Genomic DNA, 23,777 nt, shown 5'->3' on the forward strand with positions numbered 1-23,777 from the left:
GCCATTCTGCAGTGAGAAGTCCCATGCGGCTCAGAAATATCAACCTCGCTCCACGCGCCACTCTTTTCTTTTCGGCAATTATCGCGCTGGTCGTGATTCTGGGTGTCATCGCCATCCTGCAGATGGGCAAGCTGCGCGACACCGAAAAGGACGTCGAACTCAACTGGATGCCCAGTATCCGGCAAACCGCGCTGATGAACGTCACCATCCTTCGCCTGCGCCTGGAGACCCAGCGGGCGCTGGCCGACCCTCAGACCATCCAACAAACCATCAGCAAGTTCCCTGCCTACCGCAAGGCCTCGAAAGACGCGGTCTACAACTATGAGCCGCTCATCGCGAATGATCAGGAGCGCCAGTTGTTCCTGGCCGTCAAGAAGTCCTACGACGACTACGCCAGTCAGCTGGATCTGCTCGAGCCCCTGTTGAAGGCGGGGGATACGGATTCCATTGTCAAACTTGTTGCGACCGGCATCCGCCCTGTGACCAACCAGATGGAAGGCCAGATCGAAGAACTCGCACGTTTCAATAACGAGGGCGCTGCGCTTGCCGGCATTCAAGCAACTGACGTGTATGACTCCGGTTTTTACATCGTCGTCGGCTTGATTGTATTCGTCGCGCTGCTGACCCTGTTCCTGGCCACTCTGCTGACTAAAACGATCACCTCACCGCTTGGCAACGCCCTCAATGTCGCCGAACGCATTGCATCGAGCGATTTGTCGAAAGAGGTTGAAGTTAGCGGGACCGATGAAGCCGGCAGGCTGTTGAGCGCTCTGGCCACCATGCAGCAGAATCTTCGCACCACGATCATGCAGATCGCTGATTCTTCATCCCAGCTGGCGGCTGCGTCGGAAGAAATGACGGCGGTGACCGAGCAATCGAGTCTTGGCCTGGTGTCCCAGAACGATGAAGTAAATCAGGCGGCAACTGCGGTCACCGAGATGAGCGCTGCGGTGGATGAAGTCGCGCGCAATGCCGAGTCGGCGTCCGAAGAATCCCGGCGCGGCCAGGGTTACACTGAAGTGGGTCTGGAGCGCGTGTCGCAAACGCTCAAGTCCATCCAGAAGTTGTCGAGCAACGTGCAGGACACCAGTGAGCAAATCACCGGCTTGTCCAACCGTGCCCAGAACATTTCCAAAGTGGTTGAAGTCATCAGGGCCATTGCTGAACAGACCAACCTTCTTGCCCTCAATGCGGCGATCGAGGCCGCTCGGGCGGGTGAACAGGGCCGGGGTTTTGCCGTTGTTGCCGACGAGGTTCGAGCCCTCGCGCACCGCACACAAGTGTCGACGCAAGAAATCGAACAGATGATCCAGGCCATTCAGAATGATTCCGACCAGGCCGTCAAAGCAATGGCCACCAGCCGAGACCTGGCATCCGAATCGTTGAGCGTGGCGGGTGATGCCAGCAGCTCGCTGGACCAGATCGCCACGGCGATCATCGGGATCAACGAGCGAAACATCCTGATCGCTACCGCTTCCGAAGAGCAGGCGCACGTGGCGAGGGAAGTGGATCGCAACCTGGTCAGCATCCGCGAACTGGCGTCTCAGAGTTCGGCAGGTGCCAGCCAGACGGCAAGTGCTTGCAATGAAATGTCCAAGCTCGCGGTGAACCTGAACCAGTTGGTCAATCGTTTCAAGGTCTAAAAGATTCAGGCGGGCCGGCGAGCGCGTCCGACATCTCTGGATGGCGGACTGCCGAACTGGCGGCTGTACTCTCGACTGAACTGCGAGGGGCTTTCATACCCTACCCGATAACACGCACTCGCCACGTCCAGCCCTTCGCCGAGCATCAGTCGACGGGCCTCCTGCAAGCGCAGCTGTTTCTGATACTGCAGCGGACTCATGGCGGTCACCGCCTTGAAATAATGGTGCAGGGTGGAGCTGCCCAGGTTGGCGACCCGGGCGAGCTCTTCGATGCGCAAAGGCTGGGTGTAGTGGTTGTTCAACCAGTCGATGGCCTGCGTCACCCGTCGCGTCTGCGAATCAGCGAGGGCCAGTTCATGCAGACGGCGCCCGTGTGCGCCGCGCAGGAGGCGGTAGTGCAGTTCTCGCAGGGCAAGCGGTGCGAGCATGGCGATGTCTTGGGGTGTATCGAGCAGCCGGACCAGCCGAAGCATCGTTTCCAATAGCGGGACATCGACCCGTTCAAGGAACAGCCCACGCTGCGGCTCGTCCGGCACGCCCAGCAGGGGAGCGTCGGCGATGACCTGAGCAATATCGGCGGCATCGAAATCGAAACGCAGACACAGGTAAGGGGCCTGCGCAGTGGCGACCAGCACGCGCCCGGAGACCGGAAGTGTCACCGACACCACCAGGTAGTTGAGCGGGTCGTACCGGTAGCAGTCGTCAGCCACGCCGACTTCTTTCTGACCTTGCACAATCAGGCAGAGCGCCGGCTTGTGCACGGTATGGATCACTTCCGACGGCGCGTCCAGGCGAATGACCTGCAACGGCGCCAGGGCGGTCTCCCAGGTCCCAGGCATGGTGAAGCGTTGGGTCAACAGGCGAACCAGTTCGTCACGGTAGAAGGCCATGTTTTGCAGCATGAAAGCGTCGGGGTGTTCCATTTCATGGCTCTCACTGGATGGTGATTGTGCGTCCGGGATGACTGACCCGCCTGCGTAACGATGATCGCGGGAGGCAGGCTCGGCATTTTCTAACAGGTTTTCAGGGTGGCCGCATGCCCGTTGCCTATCGGAAATTTCAGGCGACACCCAATCCTGTAGAAGCGCGCTTGCCCGCGAAGGCGGTGGGTCAGCAGCGGATGCTTACCTGAACTGACGCGTTCGCGGGCAAGCGCGCTCCTACAATCGTTCGTGGTTTCTCCTGGACACTGTGGTGTTTTCCATGGTTCGTGGTTTGTCCTGAACACTGCGGTGTTTCCCATGGTTGTGCGATTCGTCATGCATCTCAATGCCGCTCCGCGCGGGTGTGGGTCTGATGCAGCACTTCCGCTGCCGCACAATCCTGTAGGAGCGCGCTTGCCCGCGAAGGCGGTGTGTCAGCTAAGCATTCTTACCTGAACTGACGCGTTCGCGGGCAAGCGCGCTCCTACAATGGTTCGTGGTTTGTCCTGAATACTGTGGTGTTTCCCGTGGTTGTGCGATTCGTCATGCATCTCAATGCCGCTCCGCGCGGGCGTGGGTCTGATGCAGCATTTCCGCTGCCGCCCAATCCTGTAGGAGCGCGCTTGCCCGCGAAGGCGGTGGGTCAGCAGCGGATGCTTACCTGAACTGGCGCGTTCGGGGGAAAAACAGAAATCCACTCAGACACGAATAGGCAAAGGTTGCGCAGGTTTCGGCACGTGTCGACCTGACCACTGCCATTAACCTTCCCGACGTACCCACCAGGGGCGCCCGCGTATGGCGCGGGCGCTGCTGAACTCAATGCAAAATACAGGAGCTACGGTTATGTCGAACATTCAGAACAAAGTCGTACTGATCACCGGCGCCAGCAGCGGCATCGGCGAAGCGGCGGCCCGGCTCATCGCTGCCAAGGGCGCCCACGTCGTACTGGGCGCACGTCGGACTGATCGACTGGACACACTGGCCAACGAGATCCAGGCCGACGGCGGGTCGGCCAGCGCGTGCGCACTGGACGTCACCGATCTGCAGTCCATGCGGGCGTTCGTCGCATTGGCCACCAGGCAGCACGGCAAGGTCGACGTGATCATCAATAACGCGGGCGTAATGCCCCTGTCTCCTTTGGCGTCGTTGAAGGTAGATGAGTGGAACCAGATGCTCGACGTCAATGTTCGCGGCGTACTGCACGGGATTGCCGCTGTCTTGCCCGGCATGCAGGCGCAAGGTTTCGGGCAGGTTATCAATATTTCCTCGATCGGCGGCCTCGCGGTGTCACCAACCGCTGCGGTGTATTGCGCGACCAAGTTTGCCGTCAGGGCGATCTCCGATGGTCTGCGCCAGGAGACGGACAAGATCCGCGTCACCGTGGTCTGTCCCGGCGTCGTCGAATCCGAGCTGGCCGATACGATCTCCGACGACGTCGCGCGCGAAGAAATGAAAGCATTCCGGCGCGTGGCGATGAGCGCGGACGCCATCGCACGGGCGCTCGCCTATGCCATTGAACAGCCCGATGACGTGGACGTGAGCGAGATTGTGGTTCGGCCGACGGCAAGTCCTTACTAATCGGTCGGAAGGGAAGCGGGCGGTGGTTCGCTAGGAGTCTTTTATATTTCGCTGTGCGATGCACTGGCAGGGTGACAGCGGGCCCGTCGACCACGATGGGCTCGGCTCAAAGTGCCAGGAGCAGCCGCTCCAGCTGGCTGCGCTCCCACGTGCTCAGCAGTTCGACGGGATGGGTGCCGTATCGCTGGAGGGAGTCGAAGCGATAGGCCTGGCCGTCGGGGCTTACGCAACTGTGGCAGTAATCAAGCGTGTTGCCCTGGATGTAAAACGTAATCATCCAGCCATCGCTCTCGACCGTCATCGGCCCGCAATAGCTATGAGCCCGAGCCTGTTCGCCCGAACGGCGCATGGGGCGGACACCCAAGGCGATGTCTTTCAAGACTTGTAAGGTTTCACGCGCGGTAAGGGGCGGTGAAGACATCACATCGGCTTGACCGACACCACTTCAACGTACTTGAACTTCTTTCTCGCCAGTTTGGTGGCTTCCTGCTCTGCAAGCAGGGTGCTGAGGGTGTCGGCTTCGTGCAGAAATTCCTGGGTTTCGCCTTCGAAAACATTGCCAACCCTCAGGGTGACTCGCAGCCTGGGCGTGAAGGCTTTAGCGACCTTCTTTTTGGCGACAGGCTTGGCCGGCGGCTCGATGATCACTTCCGGATCAGGTTCTTTCGTGACTGCGGGTGCAGGGGCGGGTTCGGGTGCGGCGGGAGGAGAGACCTCAGCGTCGCCGAAGAGCGCGCGTCGCATCTCTTCTTCTGTGAGTTCTGTGTTCATGGACTTTCTCTTGATCAAGGTGGCAGTGTTCCGAATTCTACCAGCATCGATGGCGGTGACTGTACCTTGGCCAGGCCAACGGAGCAGGGGGCGGGAAGACGCGCGGCAGGCGTATACGCGCTGGCGTCATTAAGGCTTCAGGATTCAGATTCAACAAGGGGCCATTCCGCGATCATTCGGTATTGGCCTTTATGGGACTCGTAAAGAGCAAACCGGTCAGCCCTAAGAAAAAACTCGGGTGGGCTGCCTGCCTCCGGAACCTGAGACAGGTAATCCCGGGACAGGGTCAGGTGAGGGCGGAATTCCTGCTGTTCCGGGTTATGCACGAAGGGCAGCATCGCCTGTTCCAGGGCGTAAGCGAACCGCATGAGCTCTGCAGGCGCATCGTCTGGCATGAGCACTAGCACCTTCGATTTGCGCCAGACCTCTAGGCGATCAAGGGCCAGGGTAATTCGTCTTCCAGGGGTTTTGACGTTGGACGCAACGGTGCAGATGTCTGCGATTCGCGCTGTGTTCACGGCCCCCAGAAACAGCAGCGTCAGGTGAAAATTGGCCGTTGGAACGGGTCGACCAGTCCGCAGCCCGAGTGATGAGCGCCACTGGGAAATGGTCTTCCTCAGCGCAGAGGGGCAGCCAAGGGCGAAAAACAGTCGCGATTGAGGTTCGTTGTTCATGGGCATATCGGCGTCTTCCTGTTCACCCGATGTGGGCTTGCGCATGGGCCGGGTAAACGCAGTCGCCCCACGCCTGGCCTTGGTGTCCAACGGCGTTCCAGAGATTCATCGCAAGGGCTCAACAGGCGATGGATGGACTATAACCTGCCAGGCGCAACCTGGCGCTGACCCCGGGCGGTATTCAGTGAGTGCTCGATTTGGACACCGTTCTCAAGCGCAGTGCAGCGTGTATTCCACGAAACCGCGACGATCCGTCCTGTTTTTGCTGCTACAAGGCACGGCATCGAATACCCTTGCATCCAGGCAATTTACCTACAGGCAGTGAATACAACGATGGGTTTTGAACAGTTAGCTGAACTACGCGACCGCTTGCGGGCCGAAAAGGCGCCCGCACAGGCCGAGAGCGCACCACGTCCCAAGCGAAAACCGCAGGCCGATCCGAAGCCTCGCGAGAAGGATCCGGCGGTGGATGCGATCTGGTCGTTACAGAAGCATTTTCCGTTGGCCTTCCCGGTCAACCCGGCTCCCAAGGTCCCATTGAAAGAAGGCATCCTCAAGGACGCCGAGCAACATCTGTCGTTGCTCGGACTCACTCTCGAACAGCTCAAGCTGGGCATCTCGACCTGGTGTCGGGGCACGCGATACTGGGCAAGCATGGTAGAAAATGCCCCACGCCTGGACCTGAACGGTCAACCGGCCGGCGTCGTCACTGCGGCTCAGGCACGGTATGCAAAGCAACAGGCCTCACTGCGACGGACCCAGGACCGCAAAAATCGGGCGAGTCAGAAACAACGTGTTGAACCAAACGTTGCGGATGACACCGTTCAGCAGCCTGACGCCTGAGCTAAGCCGGGGGTTGGGTCGGCACCGGCATTCAGCGCGCGGGCGCTGGATGGTTGAACCAAGGGCGGCCAGGCCGCACGCCTGACTGCCACTTAACGTTGTCACCTGCGCCGTGCTTGAAGCGTCACAGCGGCGCCCATGCTAAAGCTGGGGAGAGCCGAAAGACGGCAACGTTCGAGACAGCGATGACTTATAGAATTGTCGCAGCTAACAAAAAGTGGGCGATCTCGCTTAGGTCATATTTGGCAGCAAGTGTCAGTGAATTCGGGCGAGATGGAATTCGGTCGCAATCGATATTTGCGCCGGGCATCAAGAGGAAGATGAAGCGCTGCGCAAGGCATATTGAACGCCTTACCTGAACGCCTCGATGAATTTCAAGGGTATTGCCGTGCGTTATGATCTGACCAGTTTGGATATTTTCATCACCGTTGCTGAAGAGCGAAACCTAACGCGAGTGGGCCGTATGAAGCACTTAGCGGTTTCTGCAATCAGCAAGCGGGTGTCAGAGCTTGAAAGTCAGATCGGCGCACCGCTTCTGGTGCGTAACGCGCGAGGCGTGGAGCTAACCCCGGCGGGGCAATCACTGCTGTTTTATGCACGCCAGGTTAGACAGACGCTCACGCAACTTGACCACGAACTTGGCGACTACGCGAGCGGTATCAAAGGCCATTTGCGCATACACGCCATCACCTCGGCGCTCTCGCAATTCCTCCCTCAGGACATTGCCGATTTCGTTTCGCTGTATCCCCAAATCAAATTCGACATTGAAGAGCGTGTCGGCTCTGCCGTCATTCGGGCCGTAGCAGACGGTCGTGCAGATCTAGGGATTATCGCCAGTCAGACACCTGCACAAGGTTTAGAGGCAATACCTTATCGCAATGATGAATTGACGTTGGTAGTACCCACCGGTCATGCGCTGGCGGGCCGCAAGTCCGTGCGGTTCGAAGAGGTTCTCAAGCATGAGTTCGTGGGCCCCCACCTTGAAAGTTCGATGCACACCTTGCTAACCGCCGAGGCCGAGAAACTGGACATGGCGCTCAAACTTAGAATCAGGATCAGCAGCTTCGATTGCATGTGCAGGATGGTCTCTGCAGGGCTGGGCGTGGCCGTCTTGCCGCGCAGTGTGATCAATCAATATCTGCGCAGCCACAAGCTCAAAGCCGTGACGCTGGAAGAGCCCTGGGCTCGAAGGGCGCTCCAGTTGGTAGTCAAAAGATATGACACCGCGTCGTCCACCCTCAAAACGCTCATAGATAATTTGAAGCTCGCAGACGCCTGACCAAGCGTTCTCCTTTGGAGAACGCAGCTGTGGCGATTCATCAATTTTCAGTGGTGCTCAGTAGTCCTAGTATCGGCTCATCAGCGGTATGGATCGGCCAGCAACCGAATCCCGCGACCCTTATAAAAAGCCTGAGCGATACGAGAATGACCGAGACTGCCTACGATCTCCTCAATCACCTGGTGATCGACGACGAGCCATTTGCTTATGTCGACCTGGGCAAGATGCTTTCCTCAGCGCAACTATCGAAACTGCCTTATTCGATCCGAATCCTGCTGGAGAACGTAGCCCGTTGCTCTCCTCAAGCATTGCCATCCGTCCTGGCACGCGCCACTGGCCAAGGCCCCGACTGTGAAGTGCCGTTTCAGCCTAATCGCTTGATGTTCCATGACACCACCTGTCTGCCGGCACTGGCTGATTTTGCGGGCATGCGAGACGTTGTGGCTGAGCTGGGCGGCGATCCGGAAGCCATGAACCCTCTAATCCCCGCTGTGCTGACCATCGATCACTCCGTAATCGTGGAGCATTACGCAGAAGAGGATGCAGTTGAGCGAAACCTTGACATCGATTTTCGACGCAATGGAGAGCGGTATCGCTTCATCAAGTGGGCTCAAAAAAGCCTGACCAACTTCGGCGTCATTCCCCCAGGTACCGGCATCATTCACCAGATGAACATGGAAGCCCTGGCGCAGGTGGTGTGGGAGAGCACAACTGAAGACGGTCAGCGCTTGTTGCATCCAGACGACATGGTCGCGACGGACAGTCACACCCCAATGATCAACGCCATTGGGGTTCTGGGTTGGGGTGTTGGTGGCCTGGAGGGTCAGGCAGCCATGGTTGGCGAACCCGTGCCGATCAGCTTTCCGAAGGTCGTCGGTATCCGAGTCACCAATGCGCTGCGCCCTGGAGTTACCGCCACTGACCTATCGCTGCACGTGGCAGAGATTCTGCGTAAGCGCTCGGTCGTCGGCAAGTTCGTTGAGTTCACCGGCCCCGGTGTATCCGCTCTGAGCTGGGCTGCACGCGGCACTGTTGCCAACATGGCACCCGAATACGGCGCGACGGTGGTGTTCTTTCCGTTCGACAACGAAACGCTTTCCTACCTGAAACTCAGCGGCCGCTCGCCAAAGCTGTGCCGCAAGGTGATCAGCTACATGAGTGCTCAGCCGCTCTGGCGCCGCGATGAACTGATCGAACCCGAATTCGATGAGTTGATCAATCTGGACCTGGCTGACATCGAGCCGAGTGTTGCGGGCCCACACCAGCCGCATCAGCGTCAAAAGCTTTCGAACGCTGCCGCCTCATTCCATCAAGAAGTAATGGGCGAAGGAAAGTTGATTACAGCACCTGCGCAACGGAGCTTTTTCGAGCCGTCGTTTGGCGAGTCGATTACCCATGGCGCCGTGGTGATGTCCGCCATTACCAGCTGCACGAACACCGCGAACCCCGCCCAGATGATCCAGGCCGGCTTGCTGGCCCGAAAGGCGCGCAAGCTCGGTGTACAGCGCAAGCCTTGGGTCAAAACCTCCTTGTCGCCGGGTTCTCGAGTAGTCGCTGACTACCTGAAAGAGGCAAATCTGCTGGAAGACTTTTCAGCACTGGGATTCGATCTGGCGGGTTTTGGCTGCATGACCTGTATCGGTAACTCGGGCTCGCTCGAAGAGCACGTCGACACATTCGCAGACCAGGGCTTGAAGGGCGTTGTGGTGCTGTCGGGTAACCGCAATTTCGAAGGGCGGGTGAACCCGAAGATTCCAGCAGGTTATCTGGCTTCACCGGCTTTGTGCGTGGCTTATGCCATCGCGGGCACCATTGATATCGACCTTCAATCCGATGCGTTCGCCACTGATCGTGATGGCAATCCCGTGTTCCTGCGCGATCTGATGCCTTCGGACACAGAGATTGCAGAGCAAGCCGCCAAAGCAGTAAAGCCTGAATTCTTCCAGCAGCGTCTGGCCAAGGTTTGGGAGGGTACTCATCACTGGCAAGCCTTGTCGGCTGAGGGGAGCGTGCAATTCCCCTGGAGCCCCGATTCGACGTACTTGCGCCGGCCTCAATACCTGGCTGACATCGCTCGTGAGCCCAAAACAAGCCTGGCAATCAGCGGCGCTCGTACGCTGACGGTGCTGGGTGACAACGTCACGACTGACCACATTTCGCCAGCTTATTCGATTCCGGCAGACAGTCTGGCCGGCCAGTGGTTGCTAGAACGCGGTGAAGATCCGGCTGACCTGAATCAGTACTCCACCCGGCGCAGTAACCATGAAGTCATGGTGCGCGGAGCCTTCACCAACAAGTCGGTGAAAAATCTGCAGCTAGGTGATAACCAGCCAGGGCTGGGCGTGTGGGCCTGGAACGCCGATCACAGTGCCTGCCTGCCTCTGTACGAAGCAGCCAAAAGTTATGCGGCCCAGCAGACACCAATGGTCGTTTTTGCGGGAATCAATTACGGCGCAGGCTCCAGTCGTGACTGGGCGGCGAAAGCTCAGGCGTTACTGGGAGTGAAGGCGGTGGTGGCGCAGAGCATCGAGCGTATCCACCGTAGCAACCTGATTGGCATGGGTGTCATTCCGCTGCAGTTCAAAAACGGGCAGTCGGCAGCCGAGCTTGATCTTCAGGGTGATGAGCGCCTTGACTTCATTGGTCTGGATGACTTGGTTGTCGGTGACAACCAAGTGAGTCTGGTTATCCATCGCGGCAATGGTGACCAGCAGCAGGTCGATCTCGGTGTCCGTTTGGACTCGCTGCAAGAGATTCGTTACCTGATGCACGGGGGCGTTCTCCCGTTCGTCATACGCAAAGTAGTGGCGCGAACGACGCACTGATCTGATCCCGGCTTCGCCAGGGGCCGGACAACATGCGATTAACAATAAAAAGGACGCATCTATGTACGGCGATGATAAAGACGCAGGCACCCGCTTGCCTGCTTCAAATGGCGCAACCCGCCGCACTGTACTCAAACAGATGGGCGCTGTAGCGGGTATTTCTGCTCTGGGATCTCTGTTGCCCGCCGGTCTTGCTCAGGCCGCTAACCTTCTGAACAACAATACTGACTCAGGGAGAAATACCCACATGTACGCCTATGTCGGGTCGCGCACTACACGTGAGCGTAATGCACGCGGTGAGGGGATCACTGTTTACAAGGTCGATCAGGATGCCGGTACATTGGCTCTGGTGCAGGTCGTCAAGGATCTGGTTAACCCCTCATTCCTTGCGCTCAACACGGCTGGAGATCGACTTTATACGGTACATGGTGACCTGACCGAAGTGAGTGCGTTCAGCGTTGATAAGGCTACAGGCAAGCTGACGTTCATAAATCGTCAAAGCTGTGATGGCAAAAACCCGGTTCACTTGGCACTCGACCCTACGCAGCGCTTCCTAGTGGTGTCGAATCATATCGGTGGATCGCTCGCAGTTTTGAACGTTGGCGAAGACGGGTCTCTCGGAAGCCTCAATCAATTGCTCAAACTGGAAGGGCCGGTGGGCCCACACCGCGTTGAGCAACCCTTCTCAAAGCCGCACTTCAACCCGTTCGATCCTTCGGGCCAGTTTGTGCTGGTACCCGATAAGGGCCTGGATAGAGTGTTCAGCTTCAAGTTTGACAACGGCAAGCTGTATCCCGCCGATCAACCGTTCGTGGTCAGTCGCGAGGGCTCCGGGCCGCGTCACCTGGCTTTTCATCCAAAAACGTCATTTGCGTATGTGGTCAATGAACTTGACTCAAGCTTGACCGCGTACCGCTTCAATAGCCAAAGCGGCGCGCTTTCGCCGATCCAGATAGTGCCGTCATTGCCATCGACGTTCACTGGCAACAGCCGTGCTTCGGAGATCGAGATCGACCGCAGTGGCCGCTTCCTCTACGCCTCGAACCGGGGGTATGACAGCGTGGCAGTGTTCGCCATCGATCAGAGCAGCGGCATGCTGACCCCGGTGGAATTCATGCCCACCGATGGCAAGACGCCGCGCTTTTTCACCCTCACACCCAACGAGCGCTTTCTGTTCGCGCTCAATGAAGACAGCGACACGATTATTTCAATGGCAACGGACGCCAGGACCGGTGCGTTGAGTAAGACCGGGTTCACGGTTTCTACCGGAAGCCCGGTCTGCATGATTTTCTCGGCCTGACCCGTCGACTCTTACAATAATGAATGGAGCAGGCCTTGGCCTGTTCCGATGAGGCCGCCATGAACAACAATAAGCCAGATGAAGCCGCCATCGTTCGCAAGGTTACCCTGCGCATCATCCCGTTCGTTTTCCTGCTCTACATCGTGTCCTATCTCGACCGCGCCAATATCGGCTATGCGGCATTGCAAATGAATAAAGAACTCGCGTTGTCCAGTGAGGCTTTCGGTTTCGTGTCCGGCATTTTCTTCATCGGCTATTTCCTGTTTGAAGTGCCCAGTAACGTGATGCTGAACAAGTTCGGTGCGCGTGTCTGGATTGCTCGGATCCTTGTGACCTGGGGCATCATTGCGGCACTGACAGCCTTCGCGCAGACGGCCAATCAGCTATACATCCTGCGCTTCTTTCTGGGCGTTGCCGAAGCCGGGTTTTTTCCAGGCATCATCGTGTATCTGACTTTCTGGTTTCGCTCCAAAGAGTTGGCCACCACGGTTGCACTGTTCACTGCTGCTATCCCGGTGAGCTACATAATCGGCGCGCCGATGAGCACCTGGATCATGGATAACATCAGCTGGCTGAATTGGAGCGGCTGGCGCTGGATGCTTTTTCTGGAAGGCATTCCTGCCGTCTTTCTGGGCGTTGCCTGCTACTTCTTTCTCACCGACAAACCTGAACAGGCCAAGTGGCTCAAGCCTGATGAAAAAGCCTGGCTGATCGAAGAGCTTGAGCGTGATCGTCAAAGTCGCAAGAACGTGAAGCGCCTTAGTGTGTTTAAGACGATGACCAACCCCAAAGTGTTGTATCTGAGCTTCATCTACTTCGTTTATCAATGCGGAAGCCTGGGTATCGGTTACTGGATGCCGCAGATCATCAAAAGCTTTTCGGAGTCTTTGACACACACCCAGATTGGCCTGATCGCCATGCTGCCTTACATCGTTGCAACTGCAGCCATGGTGGCGTGGTCGCGTAGCTCCGATAAACGCAACGAGCGCAAGCTGCACTCGGCTATCCCGCTGCTCATCGCGGCGTTCGGTATGGTAGGTGCCGGCATGCTGCAAAACCCCTACCTGGCGACGGTGATGATCTGTGTCGCGTTGTCCGGGCTTTACAGCTTCAAATCACCGTTCTGGGCACTGCCGACGCTTTTCCTCGACCGTACCACCGCTGCGGTCTCCATTGCCGTTATCAATTCCATCGGCAACCTGGGCGGCTTCGCTGGGCCATCGTTGATCGGGATGGTCAAAGGCAATAGCCAAAGTGCAGCCACCGGCCTGTTGTTTCTAAGTGCCTTGCTGGTGGTCGGATTTCTCATGACCATCCTGATGCGTGTGAGCAATAAAGATGAACCGCACATTGGCAACCCAGTGACACGCGAGGCTCACTAAGCCGAACAGCACTGGCACCACCCATATCGGTGATGCCAGTCCCGGATATCGTAGGCAGCGCAAACCGTGCTCCCACAGCCCACAGAACTACGAAACTAAATCGCTCCTTGGTTACACTTTCCGTGCTTTGCAGTCAGTACGGTGGTGAGGCGCGTTGATAAAAGTGTAAGGACGACTGAACTTAAACCCGGAGTAAACAAATGACCTTTCTCGACCATGAAGTGCTGCAAGATCTGGCTCCGGAAGGTGTGCTGCGCGCCGCGATTAATTTCGGCAATCCTGTCCTGGCGCAACAGAAGGCGGATGGCTCAGCCCAAGGGATCTCGGTGGAATTGGCCAAGGCTTTGGCTAAGGAACTTGGCGTGCCGTTGCAGATGGTCACCTTTGATGCCGCCGGGAAGGTGTTCGCAGCGCTTGAAGAGGGCGTCTGGAATGTCGCATTTCTGGCCATTGAGCCCGTGCGCGAAGAGCAGATCGCCTTCAGCGAACCATACGTGATCATCGAGGGTACCTATTTGGTGGCCGCTGATTCGGCATATCAGCAGGTAGAGGACCTTGATAAGGCAGGCGTCAAAATCGCGGTGGGCAAAGGGGCCGCCTATGACCTGTTTCTTTCCCGCACGCTGAAGCATGCGCAGCTTGAACGTGCAGCAACCTCCGCCGGTGCCGTGGATATTTACATCGAGCAGTCTCTTGATGCAGCTGCGGGTGTAAGACAACCGCTGGAAAAGATCGCAGCCGGTGATCACTCTTACCGTGTTCTTGATGGGGCATTCACATCCATCCGCCAAGCCATGGCCGTTCCTCAATCTCGCCAGGCAGGTGCGGCGTTTGTCCGTGATTTTGTTGAGCGCAAGAAGGCTGAAGGCTTTGTGCGTGCTGTTCTGAACGAGAATGGCCAGACCGATGTGATGGTCGCGCCTTTGGCGTGATCCGCTAATCAGCCGACTTTCGGTTTGGCTCGGTCGTTCCTGCGAAGCGACTCGGGCTCAGGTGAGAAAATTACTAAACCGGCTTGGACTTGAATGGCGCATCAGAAAGCTGCTTGGACGAGGGCAGGGCGGTGAAGATCGCGCGCTTGAATGAAGGCGCGACAAGCAGCGAAGGCGCGGATGCAACCCTTGGTGAGGATGTGAGCTTGGGAATGACCAGGATCGGTCAAACGGGTCGAGTTCGGGCCGGTAATGGGAGGTCCGGCATTTGTTGCAGTGTAAGCGTGCCTGATCAACCTCGCGGGTGTGACGGTGTCAGGCCCACCTCCAACTGCAGGCTATCCTGCCTCTCGCGCATGGTTCTCATGCATCCGGTGGGGGCTAAATTCACTTCACTCAAGTGCACCTCGTATCTGTCCTGCCCACACTGCCTATGATCTGCAGTCATAGGATAACAACATGCCTTCTTGGCCCTATCGGACTTGCCTAATGTGACGGTCATTGCAGCGCATAACGTGCTGCACCATCGTTAACGAGGTGATCCCGATGACCAATCTAAACGCTGCCTCGAACGCCCCTGCCTTTGCCACCTCGCGTAACCCGGCGACGGGTGAGCTGATCGCGACTTACCCGTCTCAGACCCCAAGCGAAGAATGCGCAGGCCGTATGGGCCAAGGCCATTGACTGAGCGCATCCACATTTACCTTGACGTGCAGAGAGAAAAATATGATGAGTGATCGTTCCGCGAGTCCCGTGCTGCAGCCCGTCACCCTGGGCGGACTGCAACTGAAAAACCGAATTGTGATGGCGCCGATGACTCGCAGTCGCGCCGATGATGCCGGTGTTCAGCCTGACTACGTCGCTGAATATTACGGCCAGCGGGCAGGCGCCGGTTTGATTGTGACTGAAGCGACCAATATTTCCGCCCAGGCTCGGGGCTACACGCGAACGCCCGGGATCTGGACTGAGGCGCAAATCGCCGCGTGGAAACGTGTGACCGATGAGGTGCATCGCCATGACGGTAAAATTTTCCTTCAGCTTTGGCACACCGGGCGCATGTCGCACCCTGACATGCACAACGGAGGGCTTCCCGTAGCGCCATCGGCGATCAAGCCTCATGGGCAAATCCGGGTTTATGAGGGAATGAAAGATTTCGTTACGCCCCGGGCGCTGGAAACCGATGAGATCCCGCTGATCGTAGAGGATTATCGCCGAGCCGCGCAGAACGCCCAGATCGCCGGTTTTGATGGTGTAGAAGTACATTCGGCTAATAACTATCTGCTTGAGCAGTTCGTTCGCGACAGCACGAATGTTCGCGCAGACCGTTATGGGGGTTCACTGCAAAACCGCCTGCGCTTCCCTCTGGATGTGGTCAAAGCAGTCATCGACGTGTGGGGCGCCGAACGTGTAGGCATCCGCATCTCTCCAGTAACTACAACGCCAGGCGAAACACCCCTGGACAGCAATACCATGACCACTTTCGGCGCCTATGTTGCCGCGCTATCTGAATTGGGCGTGCTGTATATCCATGAAATTGAGGGCGTAACTCAGCTCAGTCGCGAAGAGGCCAACGGCGTCGACTTTAAACTACTGCGGCAGCGTTTCAGCGGAGCCTACATCGCCAATAACCAGTACACACTTGATCTGGCCGAGCAAACGCTCGCGGCGGGGGAAGCGGACTTGTTTAGCATTGGCCGCCCTTTTATCGCCAACCCTGACCTGATTTATCGTCTGGGCAGCGGAGCGCCGTTGGCTGAAGCACCCAAGGTCTACTGGTACGGTGGTGACTCGACTGGCTATTCGGACTGGCCTGCGATGAAATAAACGTTCCTTGCGCTAAAGTCCCTTTTTAAAACCGTCGTCAGCCGACGGTTTTTTTATGCTCAATATTAGGACTTAGTCACGTGGCAGCAGCGCAGACTTGAAGCTGGTCGCTTCTACAAGACTGTAGGTCGTGGCTCACCTACTCGTGACCTGGCCCTCGCGATTTGCCGGTGCTTCGCTCAAGGATGTTCCTACCCAGCGCGCCAGTAAGATTCTATAGAGGGTACGGCCTCAGCGGATGCACTGACTGATCAGTGCAAGGTGTGTACGCTGCCGCTTACTCTTTTAGCGATCAGTCGAGACACCCTATGAAACTCAACCCGGCAATGGGTGACGCATTACGCGTAGTGTTGGTGACAGGATCGACATCCGGTATCGGCGCAGCCATTGCTCGCAAATTCAGCCAAGAAGGCTACGCCGTGGTGCTCCATTCCAGAAACTCTGCGGATACGGGACTCGGCATGGTTGCGGAACTGAAGCGGGCCACTTACGTGCAAGCTGATCTTTCCATCGAGGCGGACAGGGTCAGGCTCATCAATGAGGCTATTGCGGCGTGGGGACAGCTTGATGTTCTGGTCAATAACGCTGGTATCAGCAGAGTCATCCCGCACGGCGACCTTGCCTCTGCAAGCTCCACCGTATGGCACGAACTTAACGAGATTAATGTTGTTGCGCCGTTTCATTTGGTCACTTTGGCCGAGTCGGCGTTGCGCGATGCCGCCCGTTCCGGTCGACCAGGATGCATAGTAAACATCAGCTCCCACGCCGGTGTCCGTCCCAAGGGCGCATCGATTCCCTATGCGGTAAGCAAAGCTGCGCTGAATCACATGACCCGCTTGCTTGCGGTGTCGCTTGGGCCAGAAATTCGCGTAAACGCCGTGGCGCCTGGGTTGGTCGACACGCCTCTAACTGCAGAGTGGACAGAGGCTCAAGCGCTGTGGCGAACTCGGGCACCCATGCGCAGGGCCGCGAGCCCGGACGACATCGCAAAAGCGGTTGCCATGCTGGTCGAGTCAGACTATTTGACCGGAGAAATACTCCTTATGGATGGGGGATTGAATCTGACCTAGGATCAGCGCGCTCCGGTGTAGTAAGCGAAACGACGAGTCCGCTATTCCCATGCCGACCCAACGTCAGACGGACACCGTAGCGTCAGAGTAAGCGGGAGAACTTCCCCATACAGACCATGCTCGCTCAAGACTTGGCGGCGTCAACGAGCAAGCCCGACATTTAGCCGGGCCTATTGAGTACAGTCTGTTATTTACCAGTTCATGATTGTCATCTCGCATGCCAAAGTTGATAGAGAAAGGCGAATCGTTGCGATGATTCATCGATCATTTGGCCGCTTTGATAATCAGATCCGCGACTGTTTTCGGATAAGCAAGCATTGCAACATGGCTTGAAGGCACTTCGACAGAAGTGGCGTTCATGCGCTTGGCCTGATCGCGTTGCTGCTGCGGCGAGATGATCAAGTCATTAGCGGCTACCACTGCGAATGAAGGCACCTTGTGCCAGGCAGCATGGGGCACTGGCTGGCTCAGTGCTTTGCTGTTCAAGGCGCCTTGAGTGGCGGCAATCAGTTTCTGTTCGGAAGGGGAAAGGTCAGGTGCGAAAAACCTGGCGACGCCTGCGTCGCTGACCTTCAGGTAGCCATCGGCATCTTTCACGAAAGACGCCAATCCTGGCATCTGCGGATAGGGTTTAGCTGAGTCGTACACAGATTGGCCATCATCAGGTGCGTAAGCCGCCACATACACCAAGGATTTGACCTTGTCGTTGACGCCGGCGTCGCTGATGACAGCGCCTGCCCATGAGTGTCCTACCAGAACCACAGGCCCTTGCGCATCGTTGATCGCGCGGTTGGCAGCTACGACGTCGCCGTCCAGTGAGTCCAGAGAATTCTGCACCGCGACCACTTTCAGTCCAGCTTTCTCAAGTAACGGAATCACTTTGCTCCACGATGAACCGTCAGCGAACGCGCCGTGTACGAGTACGACCGTTTTGGCGGGCTCTACCGCGGCGGTTTTTTTTCCTGTGCAGCAACTGCAGTTGTAAGCGCTGCCAGCGTGAGAGATGAGATGAGAGCGGCAATTGTGGTTTTGGATTTCATCTTTATATTCCTTATGGCAAGTTTGATTGGGGTCAGCATTGAGTCGGCAAACTAAACGTCGGTGGTTTCTTGAGCACTGTCGCCAGCGCCAGAGGCGCCGGGAGCGAGTGTGAAGTCGATAACCAGACCGCGTTCGATGCTCGTGGGTCGATCGTCGAGCGCTTGGTGCGCTGCGATGGATGCCACTCTAGGCAGGCCCCAATATCCCAACAAGGCGTGTTGTTATCCTATGAGTAGGGGTCATAGGCGCGACGGAAGCCAAGCTAATCCTGGGAGGTTCCAGAGTCACATTTCGTCGCGGTTCTACCACGCGCAATCGGGCAATGGTCATGGCACCAGCGTTATGACGGCATCAAAAGCGAGATCACTGGCCAAGCTGTTGCGCTTTTAGCTACGCCAGAGCGAGTCAGCCAGGAGATTGATTTGATGATGGGAATGATGGTCTTTCAGGTTTTCGGACGAATGATGGGTGTCAAGAAGATCGATGGAGATTGGCAGGTCTTTCGATTGGACGAAAGCCAAGGCAAGCACTCGCGGCTTTGGGAGATAGTGATTCCTGATTTTGTAGACGAGCAAGGGATCGCCACCTGGCTTGATGACATGTATCACGAATCGGCGACCGCTGAGTATCCGACCGTCGTTCGAATCAAGTGAGCACGACTTGCACTAACAACCCAGCCACGAATCGGCCTTTGTTAAGATCAAAGAAAACGGCCACTGAGGATTTGTTGATTTTGGGTGAAGATCGAATCCGAGATGGCAAAAGATTTCTACCCAACGGTCGATATCTATTTGGTGTGCATATTAGCGCCGCGTATTCGATTACTTTGCAGAAGGAAGTTTAGGTGAAACGGAGTATCTCATTCGGCATCGTCGCCCTCACAGCAGTGCTTGGCGGCTGCGCAGCTAACAAACCTGTGAACGATCCAGCCTTGGTGGGCTCGTGGAAGGGTTTGCGAGAAGCAAACGGTAAGTGTCAGTTCTTGTCGTGGAATACCAGCTTCCAGCAAGACGGGAAATTCACGGTCACATTCTACCGGGACGCTCAGCAGTCCCAGCGCATCCAAGTGGAGCACGGGACATGGACAGCAGCTAACGGGAAGAATGCGATGAAGACAGTTGGCGTGTCCTCGCCAGACGTCTACAGCTACAAGTTCCTCGATGCCGACACCGTCCATTACACCAGTGTCGAATCAGATCCTGCAGGGGACTGCCAAGAAGACTACTCCTTCACGGAACATCGGATTCGCGGCTAACAGTTGTCGTTCAGGGCCGTCGTAAGCTGAGCAGAGGCATCTCAGCTGCGCGTGAATCAGGTTTACTTGGTTTGCGCTCGACGAACCGCATGCAATCTGTAATCGATCATTTTGCCTGGTCGGTAAATCGTCGTCGAAACTCGCAGCGCCTGATAGCAATGATCCGTCTATTGGGCACTGCGAGGTGGCTGCTTCGCCCCAAAGTCAAAACCAGCGCGACGATAACGGACGTCGGACTGTAGCAATCCGCAAGCCGAGCGCGCATTAGCTACAAGGAGGAGGGGCCGCAGAGGAGGGCGGTTCATACCGCAGCGCCAATCGACCGAATCCGTACCCTCTTGTCGAAACTGCGACCGAAGCCATCTGTACAGCCGACCGCCATGAAGACCTGGCGTTTTCCCCGTGAGAGCACAACCTGTCTGAAGGTTTGCCAAGGTGCCTGGGTTTCTCGCGTCATGCCGGGAGCATGCTTGGCCGCAGGAACCGTTGGAGAAAGCATTGCGCCTGTCTATCGAACTCGACCGCTTGGCCTTTTGTCTCTACCTCAACTAGCAACAACTTGCCTCATCCCATTCAGACCTCATGCACTCAATCCACGAGGAAAAAATGTATTTAGTGGAAATTTTTCTCCCTCAGCGTGACAACGAAGGTAGGGAGTTTCGATCTGAACTATTTTCCCAGGTTCGCGAAGAGTTATTGGAACGCTTTGGCGGAATGACGGCATTCACGCGGGTGCCTGTCGAAGGGCTATGGAATACGCACCAGGCAGGCAGGAGTCACGACGCCATTGTTATCTACGAAATAATGCTGCAGCAGTTGGATCGACCATGGTGGGAAAGTTATAAAGCCGAGCTTGAAAGACGCTTTGCACAAGAAGAGATGGTGATCAGGGTTTCCAGGGTTGATGTGATCTAGTTGCGACCGTCGTCCCGTCCGCTTTCTGGCCCAAGCACGTCGTTATGGGTTTGCCAGAGTTGCAGAGTAAAGGTGCCGACACCATGCGCCGGTTGTTGTGAACAGCAACCGCATGTCGCTGAGATGCTCTATCGAGAGACAATCGAAGCGCTCCGATAAGGTAGCCGGGTTGCGGAGACAGTATGGGGAAGAGGTGTATGTGACTGATTTCCAGCCGGTACGATCATCAGAGGCAAATCTGATTTTAGGTATCGGTTACCGCGCTACCAACCAAAGCCCGACACATAATTTAACATAATATACATTATGCGTAACAGGATGTTTCGTTATCAGGGTGGTTGGTGAGCGCATTTCACCATAGCCCTCGAGTCCGTCTCGCCCAGCTTCCTCATCCTGTCTATCTCAACGCGCTCGACCCAAGCGTTTTCGACCTCGCTCATGTACGTTCCTGCTATTCGTTCACCGCTACATCGGCGCTGATCAACCAGCCCCGGTCCGTCTGCATGAAACAGATCCGGTCAGTTGCTGAACACCGCAACCACGTCGAGCTGGTCGATTGCCACCTGGCTTTCTAATAACACTGATCAATCATTAACGGCCACTCATCAGGGCCGAGTCTTCAGCGCATCGCCAATCATCATGCACAGGGACAGTCCCGTCTGGAGCTCGGGCATAGTCAACCAAAGTCATTCTTTACAACGACAATCATGTGAGTACCCGACATCAGCTAAGCGCACGGCAACCGCAGGCCCGGGCTGGCAATTGCATCCGTCTCAGCCCGCAGCAAGCCGGCCTCCCGAGACCGCCACCTAACATCTAGGCCGGGAGCCATCCACATGAGTCGGCCAAGCTAGAGCGCCTCGCTGACCCACCGCAGTTGCCCATCCCTGCGCCGAAAACACCACCGAACCCAGCAAATACGGGGGTTTAGGCAGCCAACATAGCTGCGGATGGTTGTACTTTCTCAGCAGAAAACTCGTCGAAACAGGCACTTAGCGTGAATCAACTCACTTAAAACAGCCCGTTCACACACCGTTTAACGCTGGATAGTCTTGAGCTAGCCGGAACAATCGATTACAGAGCCCAGGGTTTAACGCCCGGCACTAGCACACCCCCCGCCACAAATGCAATATCCGATAACTGTCAGACCCGGATATTGCATATACGCCCGAGCTGCACGATCATGCCGCCACCTCCCGCGTTGTCAGCAAGCGAATTCTCATGCCCGCGCCATCGTCACCTCATCCGCTGTTCGAAACCTACGCGAAGTTCGGCGAGCTCAATTTCAGCTCCTTAAAGGAAGAGCTCCCCGCTATCCGGGAATATCTGGAGCAATTCCCTGCCGAGACCCAAGCCATCGAAGGCTATCGCGCCGTGCGCAGCTTTCTCAAGTCCTACGCCGGCAATGAGTCCACGTTCAACTCGTACCGTACTCATGTCGAACGCCTGCTGCTGTGGACGCTGGTGAAATCCCGCACACCCCTGCTCGCCATGCGCCGCACCCAGGCCGAGAGCTTCATGGAGTTCTGCCTGGCGCCCGACCCTGCCTGGGTCGGTCCGGTGGTGAAATCCCGCTTCAACCGCATCGGCGCGCGCAAAAAAACCGCGACCGATACCTTTGTGCTCAACCCCGACTGGCGCCCGTTCAGCCAGACCGTCGCCAAAGAAGAACGCAAGCGCGCCCAAGAGCAGAACCGGCCCGCCCAGCAGGACGCTTACCGACTGGCGCAAGGCTCTATCGCGCAGATTTTCGCAGTGTGCGGCAGCTTCTTCCAGCATGCCATCGACGAAGGTTTTTGCGAGCAAAACCCGTTCCGCGCGGTGAAGCAAAAGAGCAAATACAAAGAACGCAACACCGACAATCAGGACACCCGCATCCTGACCTCGTTGCAGTGGGACTTCGTGCTGGAGACGGCCGAGCTGCTGGCTACCGAGGACCCGAGGTACGAGCGCACCCTGTTTATCGTGGCGACGATCTTTGCCATGTACCTGCGCGTTTCCGACCTGGTCGGCCGAGACAACTGGAAGCCGACCATGGGGGATCTGCGCAAGGACGGCGCCGGCAATTGGTGGTATCACGTGGTCGGCAAAGGCAACAAGGCCGGCAAAATCAGCGTGCGCGACGATTATGTCGAGAACTACCTCAAACGCTGGCGGCTACATCAGGGCCTGTCTCCCCTGCCCGGCTTCCGTGAAAGCACGCCCCTGATTGCCACTCAGCGGGGTCGCGCGGGGTTGTCAGATCGGCATATCCGCGTGCTGTTGCAGCAAGTATTTGATCGCGCGCTGCAGCGCATGCAGGCCGAACACTGGCCGGACGAAGACGTGGGCCGCCTGCGCGCCGCGTCGTTGCACTGGCTGCGCCACACCTCAGCAACCTTCGACGCGCCGCACCGCGACATGAAAGACCTGCAGGTGGATTTGCGTCACAACAGCCTCAGCACCACGCAGAACGTCTACTACAACTCCGAGGACGAGAAACGCGCGTACTCGGTCAAGCGCCTGCCGATGAAAGAGCGTACCTGACGAATCCCGCTTCACAGGCCGGATAGTAGACCCGCCAAGCATCTGCCTGAGTATCGGCTACAGGGATTGCGCTTCCCCCCTATACGGGGTTGGCTGCGCTGTCGCCCGCGTAGTAGACGCAACCTGGCACGGCAACCTGCACGATTAAGTGGAGTTGGCGTCAAATAAACAACGGTTCGCGCGACCGAATTTTCACTGGATCCAAAAAAGCGTCATATTCCCGACGAAATGCACGACCACCACATTGCCTTCTGCCAGCACCAGCCCTCAAACTTGGCACCACAAGAGCTGTCCTCGCCGTGATTTGCCTGAAAGGAATGTGAGCAATGAAGAGCATATTTATGGTCGTAATGAGCATGTGTTCCGGCGCGGAAGGTTGCCTGGATGAGAACCAGCCCACCGCCTATTCGACGCGCGCCGAATGCATCGAAAGCATTACCATGATGCCCGCCAGGAAGGGCATCAGATACCGCTGTTCGTCAGTGCCGCAGGTGCTCGTGACCCAACAGCGACGCAGTACCAAAAACCATCTTGTGACCAACTCCGCCGAAGCGTCTGTCAGCCCGTAAGTTACGACGCCGGCCCAGGTCTAACCCCGGCCCGGCGCAGTGTTCAATTCAGCACGAAAGCCTGATTCAGCCTGCGGCTACCACGGTAATTTCCACCAGCAAATCCGGTGCAGCCAGTCGTGATTCAACGGTCGCCCGCGCCGGAGCATGCCCTTCCGGCGCCCAGGCATCCCACACTTCATTCATGCCCGCGAAATTCGCCGCGATGTCCGAAAGCCAGACCTGGGCGGTGAGAATCCGCGTCTTGTCCAAGCCGGCTTTTGCCAGGTAGTTATCGATTTTCTCCAGCACTTGCGCTGTTTGCCCCTTGATGTCCAGCGTGCGATCCGTCGCGGTCTGCCCGCCAAGGAAGGTGAAGCCGTTGCACTGCACGACGCGGCTCATGCGTTGATTGGTTTCGATACGGTTGATGTCCAGCATGGGTAAC

General features: G+C 57.0%; 22 protein-coding genes and 1 pseudogene. 17 read left to right on the forward strand and 6 right to left on the reverse strand.

All coding sequences use genetic code 11. From position 1 onward, the window contains the following. Positions 1-23 precede the first annotated feature (23 nt). Both LT42_RS26460 and LT42_RS26465 read left to right on the forward strand, forming a co-directional pair. Positions 24-788: pseudogene (locus LT42_RS26460) on the forward strand (MCP four helix bundle domain-containing protein); the annotation flags it as partial. Between the two features lie 66 nt (positions 789-854). Continuing rightward, entirely contained in the window at positions 855-1,643 is a 789-nt protein-coding gene (locus tag LT42_RS26465) for a methyl-accepting chemotaxis protein (protein WP_420806892.1), read from the forward strand. 5 nt (positions 1,644-1,648) lie between these two features. Here the strand turns inward: LT42_RS26465 and LT42_RS03975 are convergent, their stop codons facing one another. After that, a complete protein-coding gene (locus tag LT42_RS03975) occupies positions 1,649-2,566 on the reverse strand; it encodes an AraC family transcriptional regulator (protein ID WP_052075058.1) in 918 nt (305 codons plus the stop codon). 843 nt (positions 2,567-3,409) lie between these two features. On the opposite strand from LT42_RS03975, the gene LT42_RS03980 reads away from it, so the two are divergent. After that, on the forward strand, positions 3,410-4,144 hold the full coding sequence (locus LT42_RS03980) for an SDR family oxidoreductase (RefSeq protein ID WP_037010129.1): 735 nt from the start codon (positions 3,410-3,412) through the stop codon (positions 4,142-4,144). Positions 4,145-4,250: 106 nt separating this feature from the next. On the opposite strand, the gene LT42_RS25130 is transcribed toward LT42_RS03980, so the two are convergent. The 3 genes from LT42_RS25130 to thpR form a co-directional block, all read right to left on the reverse strand. After that, entirely contained in the window at positions 4,251-4,565 is a 315-nt protein-coding gene (locus tag LT42_RS25130) for a DUF7693 family protein (protein WP_081955306.1), read from the reverse strand. Continuing rightward, on the reverse strand, positions 4,565-4,915 hold the full coding sequence (locus LT42_RS03990) for a hypothetical protein (protein ID WP_037010133.1): 351 nt from the start codon (positions 4,913-4,915) through the stop codon (positions 4,565-4,567). The genes LT42_RS25130 and LT42_RS03990 overlap by 1 nt, the downstream gene beginning before the upstream one ends. 137 nt (positions 4,916-5,052) lie before the next feature. Then, positions 5,053-5,595 carry an RNA 2',3'-cyclic phosphodiesterase gene (thpR, locus tag LT42_RS03995; RefSeq protein WP_420806875.1) on the reverse strand — a complete coding sequence of 181 codons (543 nt, stop codon included), beginning with the start codon at positions 5,593-5,595 and terminating at the stop codon, positions 5,053-5,055. 327 nt (positions 5,596-5,922) lie between these two features. Between thpR and LT42_RS04000 the strand changes: the two genes are divergently transcribed. The 9 genes from LT42_RS04000 (at position 5,923) to LT42_RS04035 (ending at position 17,044) form a co-directional block, all read left to right on the forward strand. Then, entirely contained in the window at positions 5,923-6,432 is a 510-nt protein-coding gene (locus LT42_RS04000) for a ProQ/FinO family protein (RefSeq protein WP_037010135.1), read from the forward strand. Positions 6,433-6,799: 367 nt separating this feature from the next. Then, positions 6,800-7,711, forward strand: coding sequence for a LysR family transcriptional regulator (locus LT42_RS04005; protein WP_037010137.1), 912 nt, complete (start codon positions 6,800-6,802; stop codon positions 7,709-7,711). Positions 7,712-7,857: 146 nt separating this feature from the next. After that, positions 7,858-10,536: an aconitate hydratase AcnA gene (gene acnA, locus LT42_RS04010; RefSeq protein WP_037010139.1), complete on the forward strand. Its 2,679-nt coding sequence runs from the start codon at positions 7,858-7,860 to the stop codon at positions 10,534-10,536. A 247-nt stretch (positions 10,537-10,783) separates the two neighbouring features. Then, a complete protein-coding gene (locus LT42_RS04015; protein WP_037010141.1) occupies positions 10,784-11,836 on the forward strand; it encodes a lactonase family protein in 1,053 nt (350 codons plus the stop codon). 59 nt (positions 11,837-11,895) lie between these two features. Next, a complete protein-coding gene (locus tag LT42_RS04020; RefSeq protein WP_037010144.1) occupies positions 11,896-13,218 on the forward strand; it encodes an MFS transporter in 1,323 nt (440 codons plus the stop codon). A 200-nt stretch (positions 13,219-13,418) separates the two neighbouring features. Then, on the forward strand, positions 13,419-14,150 hold the full coding sequence (locus LT42_RS04025; RefSeq protein ID WP_037010146.1) for a transporter substrate-binding domain-containing protein: 732 nt from the start codon (positions 13,419-13,421) through the stop codon (positions 14,148-14,150). 546 nt (positions 14,151-14,696) lie between these two features. Then, a complete protein-coding gene (locus LT42_RS25900; protein WP_160176709.1) occupies positions 14,697-14,834 on the forward strand; it encodes a hypothetical protein in 138 nt (45 codons plus the stop codon). Positions 14,835-14,876: 42 nt separating this feature from the next. Beyond that, on the forward strand, positions 14,877-15,974 hold the full coding sequence (locus LT42_RS04030; protein WP_208855883.1) for an alkene reductase: 1,098 nt from the start codon (positions 14,877-14,879) through the stop codon (positions 15,972-15,974). 308 nt (positions 15,975-16,282) lie between these two features. After that, positions 16,283-17,044 carry an SDR family NAD(P)-dependent oxidoreductase gene (locus tag LT42_RS04035; RefSeq protein WP_081955307.1) on the forward strand — a complete coding sequence of 254 codons (762 nt, stop codon included), beginning with the start codon at positions 16,283-16,285 and terminating at the stop codon, positions 17,042-17,044. 264 nt (positions 17,045-17,308) lie between these two features. Here LT42_RS04035 and LT42_RS04040 read toward each other — a convergent pair whose 3' ends face one another. Then, a complete protein-coding gene (locus tag LT42_RS04040; RefSeq protein WP_276209523.1) occupies positions 17,309-18,049 on the reverse strand; it encodes an alpha/beta fold hydrolase in 741 nt (246 codons plus the stop codon). Between the two features lie 461 nt (positions 18,050-18,510). Here LT42_RS04040 and LT42_RS04045 point away from each other — a divergent pair, with 461 nt between their 5' ends. From LT42_RS04045 to LT42_RS04065, 5 genes are all read left to right on the forward strand, one after another. Then, positions 18,511-18,738: a DUF7661 family protein gene (locus tag LT42_RS04045; protein WP_208855884.1), complete on the forward strand. Its 228-nt coding sequence runs from the start codon at positions 18,511-18,513 to the stop codon at positions 18,736-18,738. A 191-nt stretch (positions 18,739-18,929) separates the two neighbouring features. Beyond that, positions 18,930-19,340, forward strand: a complete 411-nt coding sequence (locus LT42_RS04050; protein ID WP_037010148.1) for a lipoprotein — start codon at positions 18,930-18,932, stop codon at positions 19,338-19,340. A gap of 606 nt (positions 19,341-19,946) precedes the next feature. Further along, a complete protein-coding gene (locus tag LT42_RS04055) occupies positions 19,947-20,255 on the forward strand; it encodes a hypothetical protein (protein ID WP_037010149.1) in 309 nt (102 codons plus the stop codon). 1,221 nt (positions 20,256-21,476) lie between these two features. Beyond that, a complete protein-coding gene (locus tag LT42_RS04060) occupies positions 21,477-22,781 on the forward strand; it encodes a tyrosine-type recombinase/integrase (RefSeq protein WP_152597582.1) in 1,305 nt (434 codons plus the stop codon). A 326-nt stretch (positions 22,782-23,107) separates the two neighbouring features. Further along, complete coding sequence (locus tag LT42_RS04065) at positions 23,108-23,350, forward strand: hypothetical protein (RefSeq protein ID WP_037010150.1); 243 nt, start codon at positions 23,108-23,110, stop codon at positions 23,348-23,350. Between the two features lie 66 nt (positions 23,351-23,416). Here the strand turns inward: LT42_RS04065 and LT42_RS04070 are convergent, their stop codons facing one another. Further along, a complete protein-coding gene (locus tag LT42_RS04070; RefSeq protein ID WP_037010152.1) occupies positions 23,417-23,770 on the reverse strand; it encodes a RidA family protein in 354 nt (117 codons plus the stop codon). Positions 23,771-23,777 lie beyond the last annotated feature (7 nt).

The organism is Pseudomonas lutea, assembly GCF_000759445.1.
Classification (GTDB): domain Bacteria; phylum Pseudomonadota; class Gammaproteobacteria; order Pseudomonadales; family Pseudomonadaceae; genus Aquipseudomonas; species Aquipseudomonas lutea.

Excerpts from the sequence above, each read along its gene's own strand:
- LT42_RS26465 (WP_420806892.1), top strand. The coding sequence starts at position 855 with ATGACGGCGGTGACCGAGCAATCGAGTCTTGGCCTGGTGTCCCAGAAC.
- LT42_RS03975 (WP_052075058.1), bottom strand. The coding sequence starts at position 2,566 with ATGGAACACCCCGACGCTTTCATGCTGCAAAACATGGCCTTCTACCGT.
- LT42_RS03980 (WP_037010129.1), top strand. The coding sequence starts at position 3,410 with ATGTCGAACATTCAGAACAAAGTCGTACTGATCACCGGCGCCAGCAGC.
- LT42_RS25130 (WP_081955306.1), bottom strand. The coding sequence starts at position 4,565 with ATGTCTTCACCGCCCCTTACCGCGCGTGAAACCTTACAAGTCTTGAAA.
- LT42_RS03990 (WP_037010133.1), bottom strand. The coding sequence starts at position 4,915 with ATGAACACAGAACTCACAGAAGAAGAGATGCGACGCGCGCTCTTCGGC.
- thpR (WP_420806875.1), bottom strand. The coding sequence starts at position 5,595 with ATGCCCATGAACAACGAACCTCAATCGCGACTGTTTTTCGCCCTTGGC.
- LT42_RS04000 (WP_037010135.1), top strand. The coding sequence starts at position 5,923 with ATGGGTTTTGAACAGTTAGCTGAACTACGCGACCGCTTGCGGGCCGAA.
- LT42_RS04005 (WP_037010137.1), top strand. The coding sequence starts at position 6,800 with ATGAATTTCAAGGGTATTGCCGTGCGTTATGATCTGACCAGTTTGGAT.
- acnA (WP_037010139.1), top strand. The coding sequence starts at position 7,858 with ATGACCGAGACTGCCTACGATCTCCTCAATCACCTGGTGATCGACGAC.
- LT42_RS04015 (WP_037010141.1), top strand. The coding sequence starts at position 10,784 with ATGTACGCCTATGTCGGGTCGCGCACTACACGTGAGCGTAATGCACGC.
- LT42_RS04020 (WP_037010144.1), top strand. The coding sequence starts at position 11,896 with ATGAACAACAATAAGCCAGATGAAGCCGCCATCGTTCGCAAGGTTACC.
- LT42_RS04025 (WP_037010146.1), top strand. The coding sequence starts at position 13,419 with ATGACCTTTCTCGACCATGAAGTGCTGCAAGATCTGGCTCCGGAAGGT.
- LT42_RS25900 (WP_160176709.1), top strand. The coding sequence starts at position 14,697 with ATGACCAATCTAAACGCTGCCTCGAACGCCCCTGCCTTTGCCACCTCG.
- LT42_RS04030 (WP_208855883.1), top strand. The coding sequence starts at position 14,877 with ATGATGAGTGATCGTTCCGCGAGTCCCGTGCTGCAGCCCGTCACCCTG.
- LT42_RS04035 (WP_081955307.1), top strand. The coding sequence starts at position 16,283 with ATGAAACTCAACCCGGCAATGGGTGACGCATTACGCGTAGTGTTGGTG.
- LT42_RS04045 (WP_208855884.1), top strand. The coding sequence starts at position 18,511 with ATGATGGGAATGATGGTCTTTCAGGTTTTCGGACGAATGATGGGTGTC.
- LT42_RS04055 (WP_037010149.1), top strand. The coding sequence starts at position 19,947 with ATGTATTTAGTGGAAATTTTTCTCCCTCAGCGTGACAACGAAGGTAGG.
- LT42_RS04060 (WP_152597582.1), top strand. The coding sequence starts at position 21,477 with ATGCCCGCGCCATCGTCACCTCATCCGCTGTTCGAAACCTACGCGAAG.
- LT42_RS04065 (WP_037010150.1), top strand. The coding sequence starts at position 23,108 with ATGAAGAGCATATTTATGGTCGTAATGAGCATGTGTTCCGGCGCGGAA.
- LT42_RS04070 (WP_037010152.1), bottom strand. The coding sequence starts at position 23,770 with ATGCTGGACATCAACCGTATCGAAACCAATCAACGCATGAGCCGCGTC.